14 protein-coding genes are annotated in these 15250 nt (G+C 49.8%); 9 read left to right on the top strand and 5 right to left on the bottom strand.

The genetic code is table 11. The annotated features are described in order from the left end of the window. Window positions 1-9: 9 nt before the first annotated feature. The 7 genes from SYK_RS13680 to SYK_RS13650 all read left to right on the top strand — a co-directional run bounded on the left by SYK_RS13680 (window position 10) and on the right by SYK_RS13650 (window position 9328). On the top strand, window positions 10-1317 hold the full coding sequence (locus tag SYK_RS13680; RefSeq protein ID WP_281760833.1) for a MerR family transcriptional regulator: 1308 nt from the start codon (window positions 10-12) through the stop codon (window positions 1315-1317). Between the two features lie 223 nt (window positions 1318-1540). Further along, a complete protein-coding gene (locus SYK_RS13675; RefSeq protein ID WP_281760832.1) occupies window positions 1541-3475 on the top strand; it encodes an adenylate/guanylate cyclase domain-containing protein in 1935 nt (644 codons plus the stop codon). Window positions 3476-3499: 24 nt separating this feature from the next. Further along, window positions 3500-3919, top strand: coding sequence for a bacteriohemerythrin (locus tag SYK_RS13670; protein WP_281760831.1), 420 nt, complete (start codon window positions 3500-3502; stop codon window positions 3917-3919). 561 nt (window positions 3920-4480) lie between these two features. After that, entirely contained in the window at window positions 4481-5170 is a 690-nt protein-coding gene (gene modB / locus SYK_RS13665) for a molybdate ABC transporter permease subunit (RefSeq protein ID WP_281760830.1), read from the top strand. 20 nt (window positions 5171-5190) lie between these two features. Then, on the top strand, window positions 5191-5955 hold the full coding sequence (gene modA, locus SYK_RS13660) for a molybdate ABC transporter substrate-binding protein (RefSeq protein ID WP_281760829.1): 765 nt from the start codon (window positions 5191-5193) through the stop codon (window positions 5953-5955). 17 nt (window positions 5956-5972) lie between these two features. After that, window positions 5973-6716 carry an ABC transporter ATP-binding protein gene (locus SYK_RS13655; RefSeq protein WP_281760828.1) on the top strand — a complete coding sequence of 248 codons (744 nt, stop codon included), beginning with the start codon at window positions 5973-5975 and terminating at the stop codon, window positions 6714-6716. 371 nt (window positions 6717-7087) lie between these two features. Beyond that, window positions 7088-9328, top strand: a complete 2241-nt coding sequence (locus SYK_RS13650; protein ID WP_281760827.1) for a vitamin B12-dependent ribonucleotide reductase — start codon at window positions 7088-7090, stop codon at window positions 9326-9328. 263 nt (window positions 9329-9591) lie between these two features. On the opposite strand, the gene SYK_RS13645 is transcribed toward SYK_RS13650, so the two are convergent. Then, window positions 9592-10965, bottom strand: a complete 1374-nt coding sequence (locus tag SYK_RS13645; RefSeq protein ID WP_281760826.1) for a M48 family metalloprotease — start codon at window positions 10963-10965, stop codon at window positions 9592-9594. Between the two features lie 138 nt (window positions 10966-11103). Here SYK_RS13645 and SYK_RS13640 point away from each other — a divergent pair, with 138 nt between their 5' ends. Further along, entirely contained in the window at window positions 11104-11820 is a 717-nt protein-coding gene (locus SYK_RS13640; protein ID WP_281760825.1) for a glutamine amidotransferase, read from the top strand. An 85-nt stretch (window positions 11821-11905) separates the two neighbouring features. After that, window positions 11906-12298 carry a 3D domain-containing protein gene (locus tag SYK_RS13635; protein WP_281760824.1) on the top strand — a complete coding sequence of 131 codons (393 nt, stop codon included), beginning with the start codon at window positions 11906-11908 and terminating at the stop codon, window positions 12296-12298. Here SYK_RS13635 and SYK_RS13630 read toward each other — a convergent pair. From SYK_RS13630 to SYK_RS13615, 4 genes are all read right to left on the bottom strand, one after another. Next, window positions 12286-12528, bottom strand: coding sequence for a hypothetical protein (locus SYK_RS13630; RefSeq protein ID WP_281760823.1), 243 nt, complete (start codon window positions 12526-12528; stop codon window positions 12286-12288). The genes SYK_RS13635 and SYK_RS13630 overlap by 13 nt on opposite strands. 679 nt (window positions 12529-13207) lie before the next feature. Beyond that, complete coding sequence (locus SYK_RS13625; RefSeq protein ID WP_281760822.1) at window positions 13208-13585, bottom strand: PqqD family protein; 378 nt, start codon at window positions 13583-13585, stop codon at window positions 13208-13210. Beyond that, a complete protein-coding gene (locus SYK_RS13620) occupies window positions 13572-14489 on the bottom strand; it encodes a hypothetical protein (protein ID WP_281760821.1) in 918 nt (305 codons plus the stop codon). Before SYK_RS13620 ends, SYK_RS13625 begins: the two co-directional genes overlap by 14 nt. A 2-nt stretch (window positions 14490-14491) precedes the next feature. Continuing rightward, complete coding sequence (locus tag SYK_RS13615) at window positions 14492-15160, bottom strand: hypothetical protein (protein ID WP_281760820.1); 669 nt, start codon at window positions 15158-15160, stop codon at window positions 14492-14494. Between the last annotated feature and the right edge of the window lie 90 nt (window positions 15161-15250).

Below are 15250 nucleotides of genomic sequence, written 5' to 3'. Positions count from 1 at the left end.
AGACAACATATGTACACTGTTGGAAGGCTCGCCAAAAAGCACGGCCTATCTCGCTCAACACTGCTCTACTACGATCGCATCGGCCTACTCCGACCAAACGGTCACACCAAAGGTGAATATCGACAGTATTCGGATGAAGACGATATCCACCTGACAAGGATATGTGAATACCGTAGAGCCGGGATCAGCCTCAAAGCCATTGGTGACATGCTCGACGATCAAGCGGAAACCGGCGTGGCCACGACTCTGGAAAATCGGCTCTCAGAACTGAACCGGGAAATGGACACCTTGCGAGAACAGCAACGATTCATCACCAACCTGCTTGGCCGAGCCGACTTGTTGAACGAACAGCAAGTCATGGACAAGGCCACATGGGTTTCCCTGCTCAGTTCCGCCGGATTCAGCGAAAAAGATATGCGACGCTGGCATGTCCAATTTGAAAAGAGCGCACCTGACAAACATGCGGATTTCCTGCGCCGCCTGCATATACCTGAAGGAGAAATCTCAGCCATCCGGGCAATGGCCGCAGCACCGCATGCAATATTCAACATCAACAAGGAATCAGGAAAATTCATGGAAATATTCTTTAAGATATACGAAGGACTCGACCGCGAAGGTCCCGGCAGTTTTGCTATGACACAACGCGCTTACGATATGTGCACTGACCTGCCGGAAAAACCGGAGATTCTCGAATTGGGTTGCGGATCAGGTGGGGCAACGATCCCACTGGCGCAGATATCCAACGGCATTGTCACGGCCACAGAAATCTATCACCCCTTCCTCGAAAAGATGGTCGAAAACGCTAAGAAAGCCGGAGTGGAAGACCGCATTATCGCCGCAGTCATGGACATGGGCGAAATACAGGCTGAACCTGAATCCTTTGACCTCATCTGGTGCGAAGGCGCGGCATATATTCTGGGCGTGGACAAGGCGCTTGAACAGTGGAAACACTACCTTAAACCGGGGGGCTGCCTTTGCATCTCCGACGCGGTCTGGCTCTCGGACGACATCCGTGACAACACGCCTGAAGAAGTCAAGAACTTCTGGGCCGAAGGCTACCCTGCCATGCGTACTGCCGAAGAAAATAACCGCGCTGGCGAAGCCGCGGGCTATACCACGCTCGGCAATTTCACCATCGACACCGCCTGTTGGGATGCTTTCTACAATGACGTTGAACGGCGAATGAACGAAATTGAATCGACCTATGGAACAGACCCGAATGGACGAGCCATCATCGGCATGACCCGCAAGGAAATCGCGCAGTATCGGGATTACCCCGGCACATACGGTTACGAGTTCCACGTATTCAAGAAATAACCCGTTCGTTTCCCAAGACATTACCGGCCCCGTATTCCTCCTGTGCGGGGCCTTTTTGTCGACCATCTATTTTACATCTCACGACAAATCGTACCCCAGCTTCAATGGTGGACATTATTTTTTATCAGAGAGATCAACAAATATTGCTTTCGTGTTTACAAAAAAAAATGAAACAATTATAATATGATATGTAGTAATAATTACTAAGCACAAAGGCGTTCCCATGGGGGAAAGAATCCTTAAATCAAGTTTATGCCAATGGCTGGCAGCCTCAATGCTGGTATGCCTCATCGTAGGCGCTTGCGCCTTCACTTTGTACCAATCCAACAAGAATCATGTGGAATCATTAGAGGCAGAAAAGACCTCCAATACGGTATATTCACTTCTACAACTCTTGAAATTTGAATTCGAAAATATCGTGGCAGATGTCCGCCTACTTTCTAAAATGCAGGAGTCACAACAGGTCTTCACCAGCCACATGACCGCCATTCTCGCCAAAAACCTACTTTTTTTCTCTCTGGATAAAAAAACATATGACAATATCCGCTATCTGGACAGACAAGGCATGGAACTTTTCCGCATTGATTACCACGAAGGCAACCCCTCAGTGGCGGAGAACATGGCTTTGCAAGATAAAGGGAGAAGGTACTACCACAAAGGTTCCCGCAAACTGAAGGTCGGTGAACTGTACATTTCCGCACTGGATCTAGACACGAATTCCTGTGATCCCGGCGCTATTCCCAAGCCCATCATGCGCATCGCAGCTCCTTTATTCGACTCCGAAGGGACGAGACACGGGGTGGTTATGCTCAACTACTTCGGAGATCACCTATGCCGCATTATGGAACTCGGGACTGAGGGATCAAGCGAAAAACCCATGTTACTCAACGACAAAGGGTACTGGCTGCGGTCCAATGACGCAGATAAAGAATGGGGCTTCATGCGTGAAGGAGGTAAAGACCTCACCTTTCAAGCAAGTTTTCCGAAGGAATGGGATAATATCGTCAATACAGTAAACGGCCAAATCAGAACGAAAAATGGCCTTTTTACATACGCCACCATTGACCCTGGAGAATTCATCTCGGAACTGGCAGGGATTCAAATTACCAGTGATGCCGGAAAATGGATAATCATGATCCATGTGCCTGTAGCCAAACTCACAGCTCGCCCCAAGGCATACCTAGCCAAGATGTCCATGGTACTTATTCCCCTATCAATCCTTATCATGGCCGGTATTTATTCTATTTGCTTGTTCCGACAAACTAACAAACAGGCACAACTCGACATCATAGAGCAGCAGGCTTCCTATGCCCGATTTGTTCCAAAGGAATTCCTAGCACTTCTGGGCAAGGGCAGATACCGCGACCTTGCTCTGAATAGTCACGCGAATCATGAGATGTGCATCCTGTTCAGTGACATCCGTTCTTACACTAAACTCTCCGAGGACATGACCCATCTGGATGTCATCCAGTTCCTCAATGAATATTTCTTGACCGTAAACGAACCCATCGCGGACAATAAGGGGTTCGTGGACAGCTTTCACGGCGATGCTCTTCTGGCATTGTTCAAAGATGGAAATGCCGAGGGTGCGACCCAAGCCGCTATTGCCATGCAGCATCGTATAAAACGATTCAACACAAACAGAGCCGCGAAAGCTAAAAAACCGATCGCCTCCGGCATTGGCATACACTACGGCGAGGTGACACTCGGGGCGCTCGGCACCAACGAACGCCTCCAGGCCACGGTCATCGGCGATGTGGTCAACTTAGCCGCTCGTATCGAATCTTGCACCAAGACTTTCGGTGTCAATATCGTGATATCCGACAGCGTATACAAGAAACTCCCCGACCCTACAGCCTTCAATCTACGTGAAATCGACACGGTTCGCGTCAAGGGAAAACAGATTCCCGTGGCGCTTTACGAAGTCTTTGATGCCGACCCTGAACCTCTGATTGCAGAGAAAAAATCGTTACTGCCCTCATTTAAACAGGCATTAGGCCTCTATAGGCAAGGCGACTTCAACGAAGCTGCTGAACTCTTTAAACTGTGCATGAAGAAATGCCCTGGTGACACCATAAGCCCTATTTTCTTCAAACGATGCAAAACCATGATGCGCATCCCTCCGGGCGACGGATGGACAGGCATTAGCACTCTCTAACTATACCAATAGAGGAGTTCTCCAATGTCTTTCATTAGTTTTACCAAAGAAAACATGATCCACATTCCAGAAATAGACGAACAGCACCGCAATCTGTTTGAAATTCTCAACATGATGCATACCGCTACAATTGAAGGACAGGAGCAGTCTGCTATCGTGAAAATTTTCGATGATCTCATCGTCTATACGGTGGAACACTTTGATACCGAAGAAAAATTCATGCAGGAACAAAAGTATCCGGAGTATGAAAACCATAAAAAAGAACACGACGAACTCACAGGTCAGGCAGTCAAACTGCAAGAACAATTCAAGGACGGAAGCGCCACTGTAACATTTGAACTGCTCGACTTTCTGAATGGATGGTTGAAGGACCATACCATGGGAACAGACAGAGATATGGGGAACTTCCTTCGAGAGAAAATGGACGGGCCTTCATCGACATAACCCGCAAGGAAATCGCACAGTATCAGGATTACCCCGGCACATATGGGTATGAATTCCACGTATTCAAAAAATAACGAATACTCCCAGCCACACGAACAGCCCCGCCCGATCATGAGAGGGGCTGTTCTCTCTCCCGGACCGTCTCCGGCCCCCTCCATTCTTTCTTTATGCACATGACAAATTACACGCAAAAGCGGCGTGAAAGCTCTATAGAACCTTCCATCCTTTGCATCAGCCAAGATAAAAGGTCATGCACAGTAAAATCATACTATCACGATGAACAATAAAGGTAGATACACAATTTATCACTGTACATGGCAGCAAAAGACGGACTCTACTATGTTATTTTGTGCATAATACACGACAAAGAGTACTCATTACCGCCCGTCAAAAGCCAACTGTCACGCTTTTTGGTATATTCGTGACAGTTGCTCTATGCTTTACAATTCTTTTTGTGTGTGCATAATGCATTGATGGGCAACAAATTACTATACTTTTCCGGTGGAGAATACGAGTACGCTGTAAAAATATATTGCCAGACTTCTTATTGATGGACTTGTCATGGATATGATGTGGTTTGATTTTACCGATGTGGCCTTTACAGGACCACTGTTACTGACTCTCAAAGTCGCAGGACTGGCGACTCTGGGGGCGTTGGTTCTTGGCGTAGCCGCTGCCTATGCACTTGCCCGATGGGATTTCCCCGGACGAGACTTTCTGGACGCCGTATGCACACTGCCCATGGTCATGCCCCCTACTGTGCTCGGATACTACCTGCTCGTTTTCATCGGACGCCGAGGGATTATCGGAAGCTGGCTGCAAGAGCACTTCAATATTACACTCATGTTCACCTGGCAGGGGGCGGTCATCGCTGCCACGGTGGTTGCTTTTCCATTGGTATTCAAATCCGCTCGTGCCGCACTCGAAGGGGTCGGTGCACATTATGAAAATGCAGCCCGCACCTTGGGACAAGGAGAGCTGGCTGTCTTTCTTCGTGTCTCCCTCCCGCTGGCTTTCAGGGGGGTCCTCTCCGGGGGGATGCTCGCTTTTGCCCGTGCCATGGGAGAATTCGGTGCCACCCTCATGGTGGCCGGTAACCTTCCAGGCAGGACACAAACCCTTTCGCTTGCCGTCTATTCTGCGGTTCAAGCCGGGAACAATGCACTCGCCAACACACTGGTGCTCATCATCAGTATCGTCTGCGTGATCATCCTCATGACCACGAGCAAATTATTAAAACCTCGTTGTTAACGACCATTCAAGGAGTCATCATGAAACGAACGACTATTTTTGCCTCTATTGTTTTATCACTCTTTCTCATTGCAGGAACCGCTACAGGTGCCATGGCACAGGAACTCATCGTCTCTGCCGCCGCCAGCCTGACCGATGCCTTCAGCGACATCGAGCCTGCCTTTGAAACGGCCCATCCCGGCGTGAATGTAGTTATGAACTTTGCTTCATCCGGCGCTTTGTACCGCCAGATCGAACAGGGCGCTCCGGCTGATGTTTATGCATCCGCCAATCCCAAATGGATGAAAAAGGCCGTTGACAAAGGCTTCGTCAACAAAATCGACGCCAAGGTCTTTGCCCGCAACTCTCTGGTGCTGACAACCCCGGCAGACAATCCAGCTGGCGTAAAAACGTTGAATGACCTCACTGGAGCAGCCGTAAAATCCATTGGAATCGGCACACCCGAGACAGTTCCTGCCGGCCAATACGCCAAGGGAGCACTGACCGCTCAAAATCTGTATGAAAAACTGACGCCCAAGATGATCTTCGGCGAATCCGTTCGTCAGATCCTTGATTACCTGTCCCGCGATGAAATCGATTGTGGTTTTGTCTACCGTACTGATGCCGTCAAAGCAGGTAAAACCGTTACCATCATTGAGGAAATTCCCCTTGAAAAGCCTGTCACTTACCCTATTTCAGTACTTAAGCAATCCAGCGAGCAGGACATCGCCAAGGCCTTTGTAGAATTTGTCCGCAGCGATGCCGGTGCTTCCCTGTTGGAAGGACGCGGCTTCAAACGCCCCTAACAAAACCATCTAGTGTCATGAAATTCGAACTTGATATCACAAAACATATGCGAAGCGGAGGAGATGAATTTCTCCTCCGCTCGGAGTTCTTCTCGACAGACCGGGCCTTGGTACTGTTCGGGCCGTCCGGCTCGGGCAAGACCCTGACCCTTCGATCCATAGCGGGCATGCTTACACCTGACAAAGGATACATTAAAATTAACGGAGACGTTATCTTCGACTCCAAAGCGAATATTAATGTCCCCACTCGATGCCGCGATGTCGGGTACGTATTTCAGGACTATGCACTATTTCCACACCTGACCGTCCGAGAAAACATCGGATTTGGCCTCAAGCCGCTCTTCAGCAGACTTGGTCATAAAGAAAAACAGCACGTAGAAGAATTAATTGATGTGTTCGGCCTTGAAAAAATCGCAGGACAAAGACCGATTGCACTATCAGGTGGGCAGCAACAGCGAACTGCACTGGCCCGGGCGTTGGCTCCATCCCCCAAGCTTCTGCTGCTGGATGAACCCTTCAGCGCACTGGACCAACCTCTACGCATACGTATGCGCAATGAACTGACCAAGGTACTGGAGACTTTCGACATCCCGATGATTATGGTCACCCACGATGCCGACGAAGTGGAAGCATTTGCTGAGACCATCGTTGTTTATCACAACGGTAGTGTGGCAAACGTATACTCAGCCTGTGACTTTGTCGGTTCGGATCAACGCCTGGCCGAGACCCTCCGCCACCAGGTCTCACTGGCGTATGAATAATCCCCACTTTGATATCTAAGACGAATTTCACCCTCCCTGAGTCAACAAGTCCCCTGTTATATTCGTGATTGAATCTCATGAGCTAAAGTGACATTATTTGTTGATGACTCAAATCCCCTTTCCGTTACTCACGCCCTTCAAAAAGGGTGTAAAAAATACCAAAAATGAAATAATAACTATTTTTGATAAGACCCTCAAAGCTGACAACCAAGACAGGTCAAGGCTTCCCGGTCTTTATGCATGAAAATGCAATTTGCGCTGGCGTTTTTCGTCTGCTTTCTATAATCTAGATATTCTCTAGTGCCTACATTCACTTTCCGCTACTTTTTTAGATAAATACAATTTTTTCAACAGCTTACGAAGGTTCATCCATGTCAAAACTCAAAATGCCCGCAAGTCTTTCCGACCCGATTATCAATGAAAACGCCAAGATAGTTTTGAAACGGCGTTACCAACGGAAAGACACCGAGGGGGTCACTTACGAGACCACCAAGGAACTCTTCTGGAGAGTGGCGGCAGCCATTGCTGAAGAAGAAGACAAGTATAAGGAGTCTTCGTTCAAATCCACCAAGCTGGCGCGTGAGTTCTACGAACTGATGACCTCATATCGTTTCCTGCCCAACTCCCCCACTCTCATGAACGCAGGCACCGACATCGGACAATTGGCCGCCTGTTTCGTCCTGCCGATCGAGGATGATATCGAAGGTATTTTCGACGCCGTGAAGCACGCAGCCATGATCCATAAGTCCGGCGGCGGCACAGGATTTTCTTTCTCCCGCCTACGCGCCAAAGATTCCGTGGTCGGTTCCACTGGCGGTGTGGCATCCGGGCCTCTCTCCTTCCTCAAGATTTTCAACTGCGCCACTGAACAAATCAAACAGGGCGGCACCCGACGCGGCGCGAACATGGGCATTTTACGCGTCGACCACCCAGACATCATGGATTTCATCAAGGCCAAAGAACGCGATGGAGAATTGAACAACTTCAACCTATCCATCGGACTGACAGAAGCATTCATGAAGGCTGTTGAGAAAAAAGCAGACTTTGATCTCATCGCCCCCAATTCCGGCGAAAAAGTGGGCTCACTCAATGCCCGTGACGTCTTCAATATTTTGGTACAAAAGGCATGGGAATCCGGCGATCCGGGGATCGTCTTCTTGGATCGTATCAACCGCGACAATCCCACGCCCAAACTCGGTGACATGGAGTCTACCAACCCCTGTGGCGAACAGCCCTTGCTGCCTTACGAAGCCTGTAATCTCGGCTCCATCAACCTCGGCAAGTGCTTCGCCAAAGGCAAAAACGGTCACGATTCCGAAGTGGATTGGGATGAACTCAAGCGCATCGTACACTTAGCCGTCAGGTTCCTGGACAACGTCATCGACGCTTCCCAGTACCCCTTGCCTCAGATCACCGAAACCGTTGAGATGAACCGCAAGATCGGTCTCGGTGTCATGGGGTGGGCTGACCTGCTTTACCAGCTCAAAATTCCCTACAACTCCCAGTCTGCCGTAGATATGGGCGAGCGCGTCATGAAATTCGTGCAGGACGAAGCCCGGAGCGCATCCAAGACCCTCGCTACCGAACGCGGCCATTTCCCGACATACGTCGAGTCCATTTTCGGTGAGGCCAATCTCGGCCCCTACCGCAACGCCACGACCACAACCATCGCGCCCACCGGCACTCTGTCCATCATAGCAGGCTGTTCCTCCGGCGTAGAACCGCTGTTTGCCCTGTCCTTCGTGCGTAACGTCATGGACAACGACAAGTTGGTCGAGACCAACTCCTTTTTCGAAACTGCGGTCAAGGATGCCGGAGCCTATTCCGCCAACCTTATGGAAGAAATAGCCAAGATCGGCACCATTAAAAAGATGGAACATCTGCCCGAAGAGTTACGAACCGTCTTCGTCACATCAATGGATATCGAGCCTATCTGGCATCTCAAAATGCAGGCAGCTTTCCAAAAGCACACCGACAATGCCGTCTCCAAGACCGTGAACCTGCCCAGCAACGCCACCAAGGAAGACATCTGGAACATCTACTGGAAGGCCTACGAATATGGCTGCAAGGGCGTCACGGTATACCGCGACGGCTCCAAAACATCCCAAGTTCTCTGCACTGGCGAAAGCGACAAGAAAAAAGAAGAAGATACTTCCGTTGTTCAGGATCGCCCGGATGTCATTTACGGATTCACCCAAAAAATCGCCACAGGTCTCGGGATGCTTTTCCTGACCGTCAACGAGATGGACGGCAAACCCTTCGAAGTTTTTGCCACCATCGGCAAATCCGGTGGATCAATCACCGCCAAGGCCGAAGCCATTGGCAGGCTTGTCTCTCTTGCCCTGCGTTCCGGCGTTGAAGTGCGCGAGATCGTCGAACAGCTCAAGGGTATCGGCGGCGAAAATCCCAAGTTCATGAAAAAGCATCTGGTCAAATCCATTCCCGATGCCATCGCCCACGTCTTCGAATCCCGCTATCTCAGTGGTGATCGCGTTGACGTACAGGTCGCATCGCTCAACAAGGAACTCTGCCCGGATTGCGGCGAACCGCTCGTCTTCGAAGAAGGTTGCCACATCTGCAAATCCTGCGCTTATACCAAGTGCGGCGGGTAGTTTAAGAAGTCTCCGACGGCTGGGGGGAAGGGAGAGAAAAACCCTTTGTAAAGGGTTCTTTCTCTCCCTTCCCCCCAGACCCCCTATCCCTCTCTTTTCCTAAACTTTTTATGTCGCTTCGCGAGATCTTAGTCAGCTAAATCAAAACCCGATTTGCATCAGGACTAAAAGTCTTTTTCGGACTATGAGTGCTCACCGAAGGCGCTATAAGAAATTTGGGAGAGTCCAGGACAGCGTCCTGGTCCCGCTAAAAGCGAACACCGTTATCCCAGATAAGACATGGGGTCGCGCACAGGGCGCACCTCGCCCTTGATGTAGCCCCAATCGATGAGACGTTGGTAAGCGTGACCGGCTTGATCACCCTGCCGAACCTGTTGAAGGAATTTGTAATATTCACGGGCCGCTTCTTCGCGGTTGCCCATGCCTTCCTGACTGTAGCCCTTGAAAAAATTGGAATAAGGATTGCCGGGCAACGCCTTGTCATAGGCCTCGAAATTATCATGCGCTTGGGAATACTGTTTGGATTGAATCAAAAGCACCCCACTCAATTGACTGGCCTGTGCCTCATCAGGATAAATTCGTCTGGCTTCCATGGCGTAAGGCAGAGCGTCTTCATATTTTTTTTGGGCCATCTGCAATTTCGCCATAAGCAAAAGGCCGGTGTAATCGTTCGGAACCTTCTTCAGGGCGGACTGCATCTTTTCCTCGGCTTCATCGTACTTCTTCTGACCGCCAAGCTTTTCTGCGTCCTGCATTTCCTTAATGGCCGGACCGATCTTGCGGAGTTCTGCGGTGTTGTCCATATACCGCTCGCGATAGATGGCGTACTCTCCGGCTCCCATATATTTATTAACGGCCTGTTTACGCGCCGTAGCCAACCGTTCTGAACTCATTGGATGAGTCGCAAACATGATCTCAACGGAACTCGGCTCCCGATCATGCTGTTCGTTGAGCATTTCCATCAATCCTATCATGCCGTCCGGGTTATATTGAGCACGGGTCATGTATTCCATACCAAGGCTGTCTGCCTGCCGCTCGTCGTCGCGACTGTATGATGCCAGAAGCAACCCTGCGCCAAGGCCACCGAGACCACCCGCGAGAGCTCCCCAAGTTCCACCATATGTTGCGCCCACCGCCGCTCCACCGACACCGGCTAATGTACCGATGACGGTTTGCGAACTCATACGCGCCGCAGTGTGCCGAGCGTTGACGTGTCCTATCTCATGACCGAGCAAGGCCGAAAGTTCAGCCTCGTTGTCGATTTCAAGCATGATACCGCGAGTACAGGCAATGGTCCCACCCGGAAAAGCGTAGGCATTGACGTAATTGGCGTTGACCACACGATAGGAGTACGGCATCTGCGGCCGATGCGATTGATCAGACAGGGACGTGCCAACGCCGCTCACATATTCATTGAGCACGAGATCCTGCGTTGGACCATAATCGTTGGACAGTTGTTGCGGCGAAGCCTTTCTGTCCATCTGAATTTCCTGTTCCTCACTGACCAGCATAAACTGATTCTCGCCAGTAACAGGGTTTTTTGCACATCCGCCAAAAGCGAGACCAAGGACTGTCATGCCCCCGGCTTTCATAAAATCTCGGCGACTCAACTGTCTGACAATATTAATATAGTCCATTATACTCTCCTGTGCTTGCCATACAATACCGCAAAGCGGGGTAACAATTCAAGTCTACACACGGCCCGTTGACAGTCTGGATACCTTGCGCCATCATCCAATCTTTCATTCACTCCAAAACGCTTTCGCAGGTCTTTCATGAAAAAAATCCTGATCATCAAAACCGGCGGCACTTTTGAAGAGTTCACCCACGATCACGACGATTTCGAACATTGGACAGCCAATGGCATGGGATTGTCCCTTGAAGATTGCCTCTGTGTGGACGTCCGCACGAGCGCATCATTGCCCGATCCGGCCAACATTGCAGGGTGTGTCATCACCGGCTCCCACGACATGGTCACAGATGATCTACCATGGATAACCGCTACGACCCAATGGTTGCGCGAAGCCATTGATACGGAACTCCCCATGCTCGGCATTTGTTTCGGCCATCAGCTGATGGCTCATGCTCTGGGCGGCGAGGCCGGATTTCATCCCAATGGATTGGAAATTGGTACCGTCGATGTCACGTTGACCGAAAACGGCATGGCCGACCCACTCATTGGCGGTCTGCCCTCATTTTTCAAGGGCCATGTCACCCATTCCCAAACCGCACTCAGCCTGCCACCGAACGCCACCGTGCTCGCTGCCAGCGACCATGATCCACACCAATGTTTCCGTGTAGGCAACCACGCATGGGGAGTACAGTTTCACCCGGAATTCAATGCCGAGGCCATCTGCTATTATATTGAACAATTGCGAGGGAAAATCACGGATCAGGGTGGGGATGCAAATAGTCTTCGCGATGCGGTGGTTGAAACACCGGAATCAGCATCGGTGCTGAAACGATTCGCAGCATATTGCACCGAATCATAAACAATTCATCAGAAAACAACCAAACAGGATGACGCTAACGACATTGTCTTGCCGATCTTTATTTCCTCATGTAACGCACTGAGTTATGAAATATTTTATTCTTTCCATGACCGTGGTCGGGCTGATGACCTTTGTGAGTGCAGGGTTGAGTATTCCTAATCCGGTATTCTGGAAAAGTCTGGAGGTGACGGTGACGGCATACAACTCTACGCGGGGGCAGACAGACGGCAATCCATTTGTTGCGGCATGGGCGAACAAGCTCAAACCCGGCATGAAAAGTGTGGCAGTGTCGCGCGACCTTATTCCCATGGGCTTGGGGAATCAGGCCGAAGTACATATTGAAGGACTCGGCGGACCTTATGTTGTTTTGGACAAAATGAATAAACGATTCAAACGGCGGATTGATCTATATTTTGGGGTCGATGTAAAAAAAGCTCGGGAATTTGGAGAGCGGACGGCGACCATCTACTGGAAGTAGAGGGAGCGCTTCGAGCAGCGGGCCTGAAGAAGGATGGAGGCTGCCTCCATTGAGGGAAAAGAAATAAGGATGCCGTCTTGAGGACGGCGTTTTATTTTTTTAAAGATTGCGCTAAAGCGCGCCCTTCCGGCGGAGTCTATTTCTTTTGCTGCGCCAAAAGAAATAGACGAAAGAAAAGGCGCTTTACGAGCTTGGCCGCCCCCATGATCTGCGGTAAGAATCTGATCCAATCGAGTCGGCTCCACCCTGTCAAAAATATAAGCCCTGTCTCTCCCGTTATCCTTCAGTTTAAGACAAATTGTCTAATCCCCCGACTAAAGCCGCCTCCTTCGATTGGTCAGCTTCTAAACCGCCAATCAAGGGCTGGTTCCCGTCTTCGTCTGGTTGAGCGGGAAAGAATTCGTCTTCGGAGAGAGAGCGATGTTGGGGTGTTAAACACCCCAAGGCCCTTTATGGTGAGCGAAGAGTTTGAAATTAAAAGTAAACACCTATGATGAAATATATTTATCACGATGGCATAAAACACCAAAAAATATGTATGCATTTATCGAAAACCCAAATCAAAAACAAACACCTACACCGAGAAATCCCTTACAACGACGAGAAATTGATAACGGGCCTTAGAGCCTGTCCCGCGCGGCGAAACGTAGCCCGACCGAGTCTGTGCCACAGACAATCCTGTCGGGCAGTGAAGCCGCGTACAGGCTCTTGGGTCCGCTATCAGACGCACAACGAAGAAGGCGTTTTTTGCCTCCTTTTTTTCGCCTCAAAAAAAGCAGGTCGCCGTAAAGGCGAAACCTTTACAATAATACCGTTTGCATTTTCACTGCGGATGCACGCAACGCATTCTATAAAAAAGGAGATGATCAATCAGCCAAAGGCTAATTGGGAGACGGCCACCCCAAAAAACTATTTCAACCCAATAATCCCTCGTTGACCAATCGTTTTAATAAACGCAGTCACACTCAACTCGGCCTCGCGTGGCTGCACTTCATAAAATGATGCCAACTCTGCGGCAATCTGTTGAACAGAACGTTCGCCATTGATTCGTTCCCAAACAAACGCTCCCAGTTCATCGAGTTCAACCTGTTTGATCATGGGTTTCTTGTCCCACATACCGACCTTTTCAGCCAACCGTCCAAACCACGGTTTTATCGCCAAGGGATATGCCAGCCGCACCAAACCATCAGGCAATGCAATCTCTTCCACGGCCCTGTTCTTCACTGGAACCATATTCAGGGCCTCGGCGCGCGAGATGACAGGTTCAGGCGATTTATTCTTGAACAAGTGCGTAACTCCCACAAATATCGGCAAACAAAATTTCAGGTGCAGGGACTGTCCCCGACGCACACACAGAAAGGATGGCATTCCCTGTTTCAGTCGTCCAAGCCCGCCCTTGAGAATACACTTCACGCCGTAATGTCTTACGAAGCAACGATGTCTTGAGGGCGCTGTTCCACGCAACTCTCGACGACTGACTTACAAAAGCCTCGATTTCAGGTGTTTCCTTCACAGTCTCAGCGATCCATTCGGCCAAACCGGTATGCCGCAGCAAAACCGAAGCCGGTGCAAATCGTTCAAACGTAAGTTGGGTTCCCAGCCCTTTCCCCGGCGGAACACGCTCTGACATCTTACCAGATTTAGGCCGCCAATATTGAACACGATAATGCCCTGGCTGAAACGAAAATGTATCGAGAATAAACTCTGCCGGAACTCGCGCAGTCACTCCAAACATGGTCCATGGCAGACTTTTCCCACTCGAATAATCACGGAGCGAAGCCAAAACATCAGCAGCCCGATCTTCATCGGACTCGGCACGAATAAAAAACTGCACCAGCGCGGCCAGTCCGGTACCGGGATTATACAAGGTTGCACCAATGCCACGCACACCGGAAGCCTGCCAAATAAAACTCCGGGAACGAAGACCGGATTCAGCCAATATTTTCAAGGCATCATTCCAAGCGGGAGGCGTCTCTTCATCGGCAACACCGCTTATGGCCGCTCCTTTGTGGCCCTTAGTGAGCTTCTTGATATGCTTTTCAAAAGAAAAGGAACCGCGAATGCGGTTCCACTTGAGTTCGCATACTGGCTGCCCACCCTCGGCAAGAGTCAACCCATCCCGCTCGATAGCGGCAGGTTCCCATGCGTCAGGTGCAACAACACCAAGGCCATTCCAAAGATATTCAGCCATGCCTAGCGGGGAATATATTGATCCAGAGACTTGATCCGACTTCTCTTTTCATTCATCTTTTTATCTTCATCCATCGCCAGATAACAATCTAGTTCCTGCTTCACGCGAGTTTTATGCGTCAGCTTAATAGAAACACCAGGGCGCATCTGCTGGCTGCGACTCCACATAAGCACCAGAGCAACTTCTTCCTTGCTGTCATTCTTGAACACCCACTGCCAGGCTATGACGTTCTTGAAGGCATCACCCACGTAATTGTCAGGCTCACCAAATTTCTTCTCATACCGTTTGTACAGTTTGTCAAAAAGTCCTTTGCCACGATCATGAAATTTCAACTTGATACCAACAAGTTCATTCTTGTGGTTACAGTTGCCAAAGATCAAACTTCCACCCCTAACGCCGGGCAGAACGTCAGACTTGATAATAGCTTCGCTCAAAAACGGAGCATCCGAACCAGGAACAGCCTTCTCCAAATGACAATAATCAGAATAACTTTTGACATCATCCCCCAACGAAAAACCCGCAAGGGATGTAGGAAAATCATCTCCGGCCAAAGCCATTGTTCCAAAGAACAGTACGGAGCAAACCATTGCCGCCAAAATAATCGTACACTTTTTTTTCATCGGTTCGACACTGCCTTTTTCAGAATTAAGACTTGTCCACGAGGTGGACACTGACCTATGATTAAACAAGATCGTGCCTCTTGGCAAAGGTATAGAAGACAAAAAAGGGATCGGTTCGAATGCAGAAGGGAACGACAATGT

The organism is Pseudodesulfovibrio nedwellii (assembly GCF_027923765.1).
Lineage (GTDB): Bacteria > Desulfobacterota > Desulfovibrionia > Desulfovibrionales > Desulfovibrionaceae > Pseudodesulfovibrio > Pseudodesulfovibrio nedwellii.
This window is presented reverse-complemented; position numbering and strand designations above follow the sequence as displayed.

Bases quoted from the DNA above. Each gene is read 5' to 3' on its own strand.
- SYK_RS13645 (WP_281760826.1), bottom strand. From the start codon at position 10,965: ATGGACTATATTAATATTGTCAGACAGTTGAGTCGCCGAGATTTTATG.
- SYK_RS13620 (WP_281760821.1), bottom strand. From the start codon at position 14,489: ATGGCTGAATATCTTTGGAATGGCCTTGGTGTTGTTGCACCTGACGCA.
- SYK_RS13675 (WP_281760832.1), top strand. From the start codon at position 1,541: ATGGGGGAAAGAATCCTTAAATCAAGTTTATGCCAATGGCTGGCAGCC.
- SYK_RS13680 (WP_281760833.1), top strand. From the start codon at position 10: ATGTACACTGTTGGAAGGCTCGCCAAAAAGCACGGCCTATCTCGCTCA.
- modB (WP_281760830.1), top strand. From the start codon at position 4,481: ATGGATATGATGTGGTTTGATTTTACCGATGTGGCCTTTACAGGACCA.
- SYK_RS13655 (WP_281760828.1), top strand. From the start codon at position 5,973: ATGAAATTCGAACTTGATATCACAAAACATATGCGAAGCGGAGGAGAT.
- SYK_RS13650 (WP_281760827.1), top strand. From the start codon at position 7,088: ATGTCAAAACTCAAAATGCCCGCAAGTCTTTCCGACCCGATTATCAAT.
- SYK_RS13640 (WP_281760825.1), top strand. From the start codon at position 11,104: ATGAAAAAAATCCTGATCATCAAAACCGGCGGCACTTTTGAAGAGTTC.
- modA (WP_281760829.1), top strand. From the start codon at position 5,191: ATGAAACGAACGACTATTTTTGCCTCTATTGTTTTATCACTCTTTCTC.
- SYK_RS13635 (WP_281760824.1), top strand. From the start codon at position 11,906: ATGAAATATTTTATTCTTTCCATGACCGTGGTCGGGCTGATGACCTTT.
- SYK_RS13670 (WP_281760831.1), top strand. From the start codon at position 3,500: ATGTCTTTCATTAGTTTTACCAAAGAAAACATGATCCACATTCCAGAA.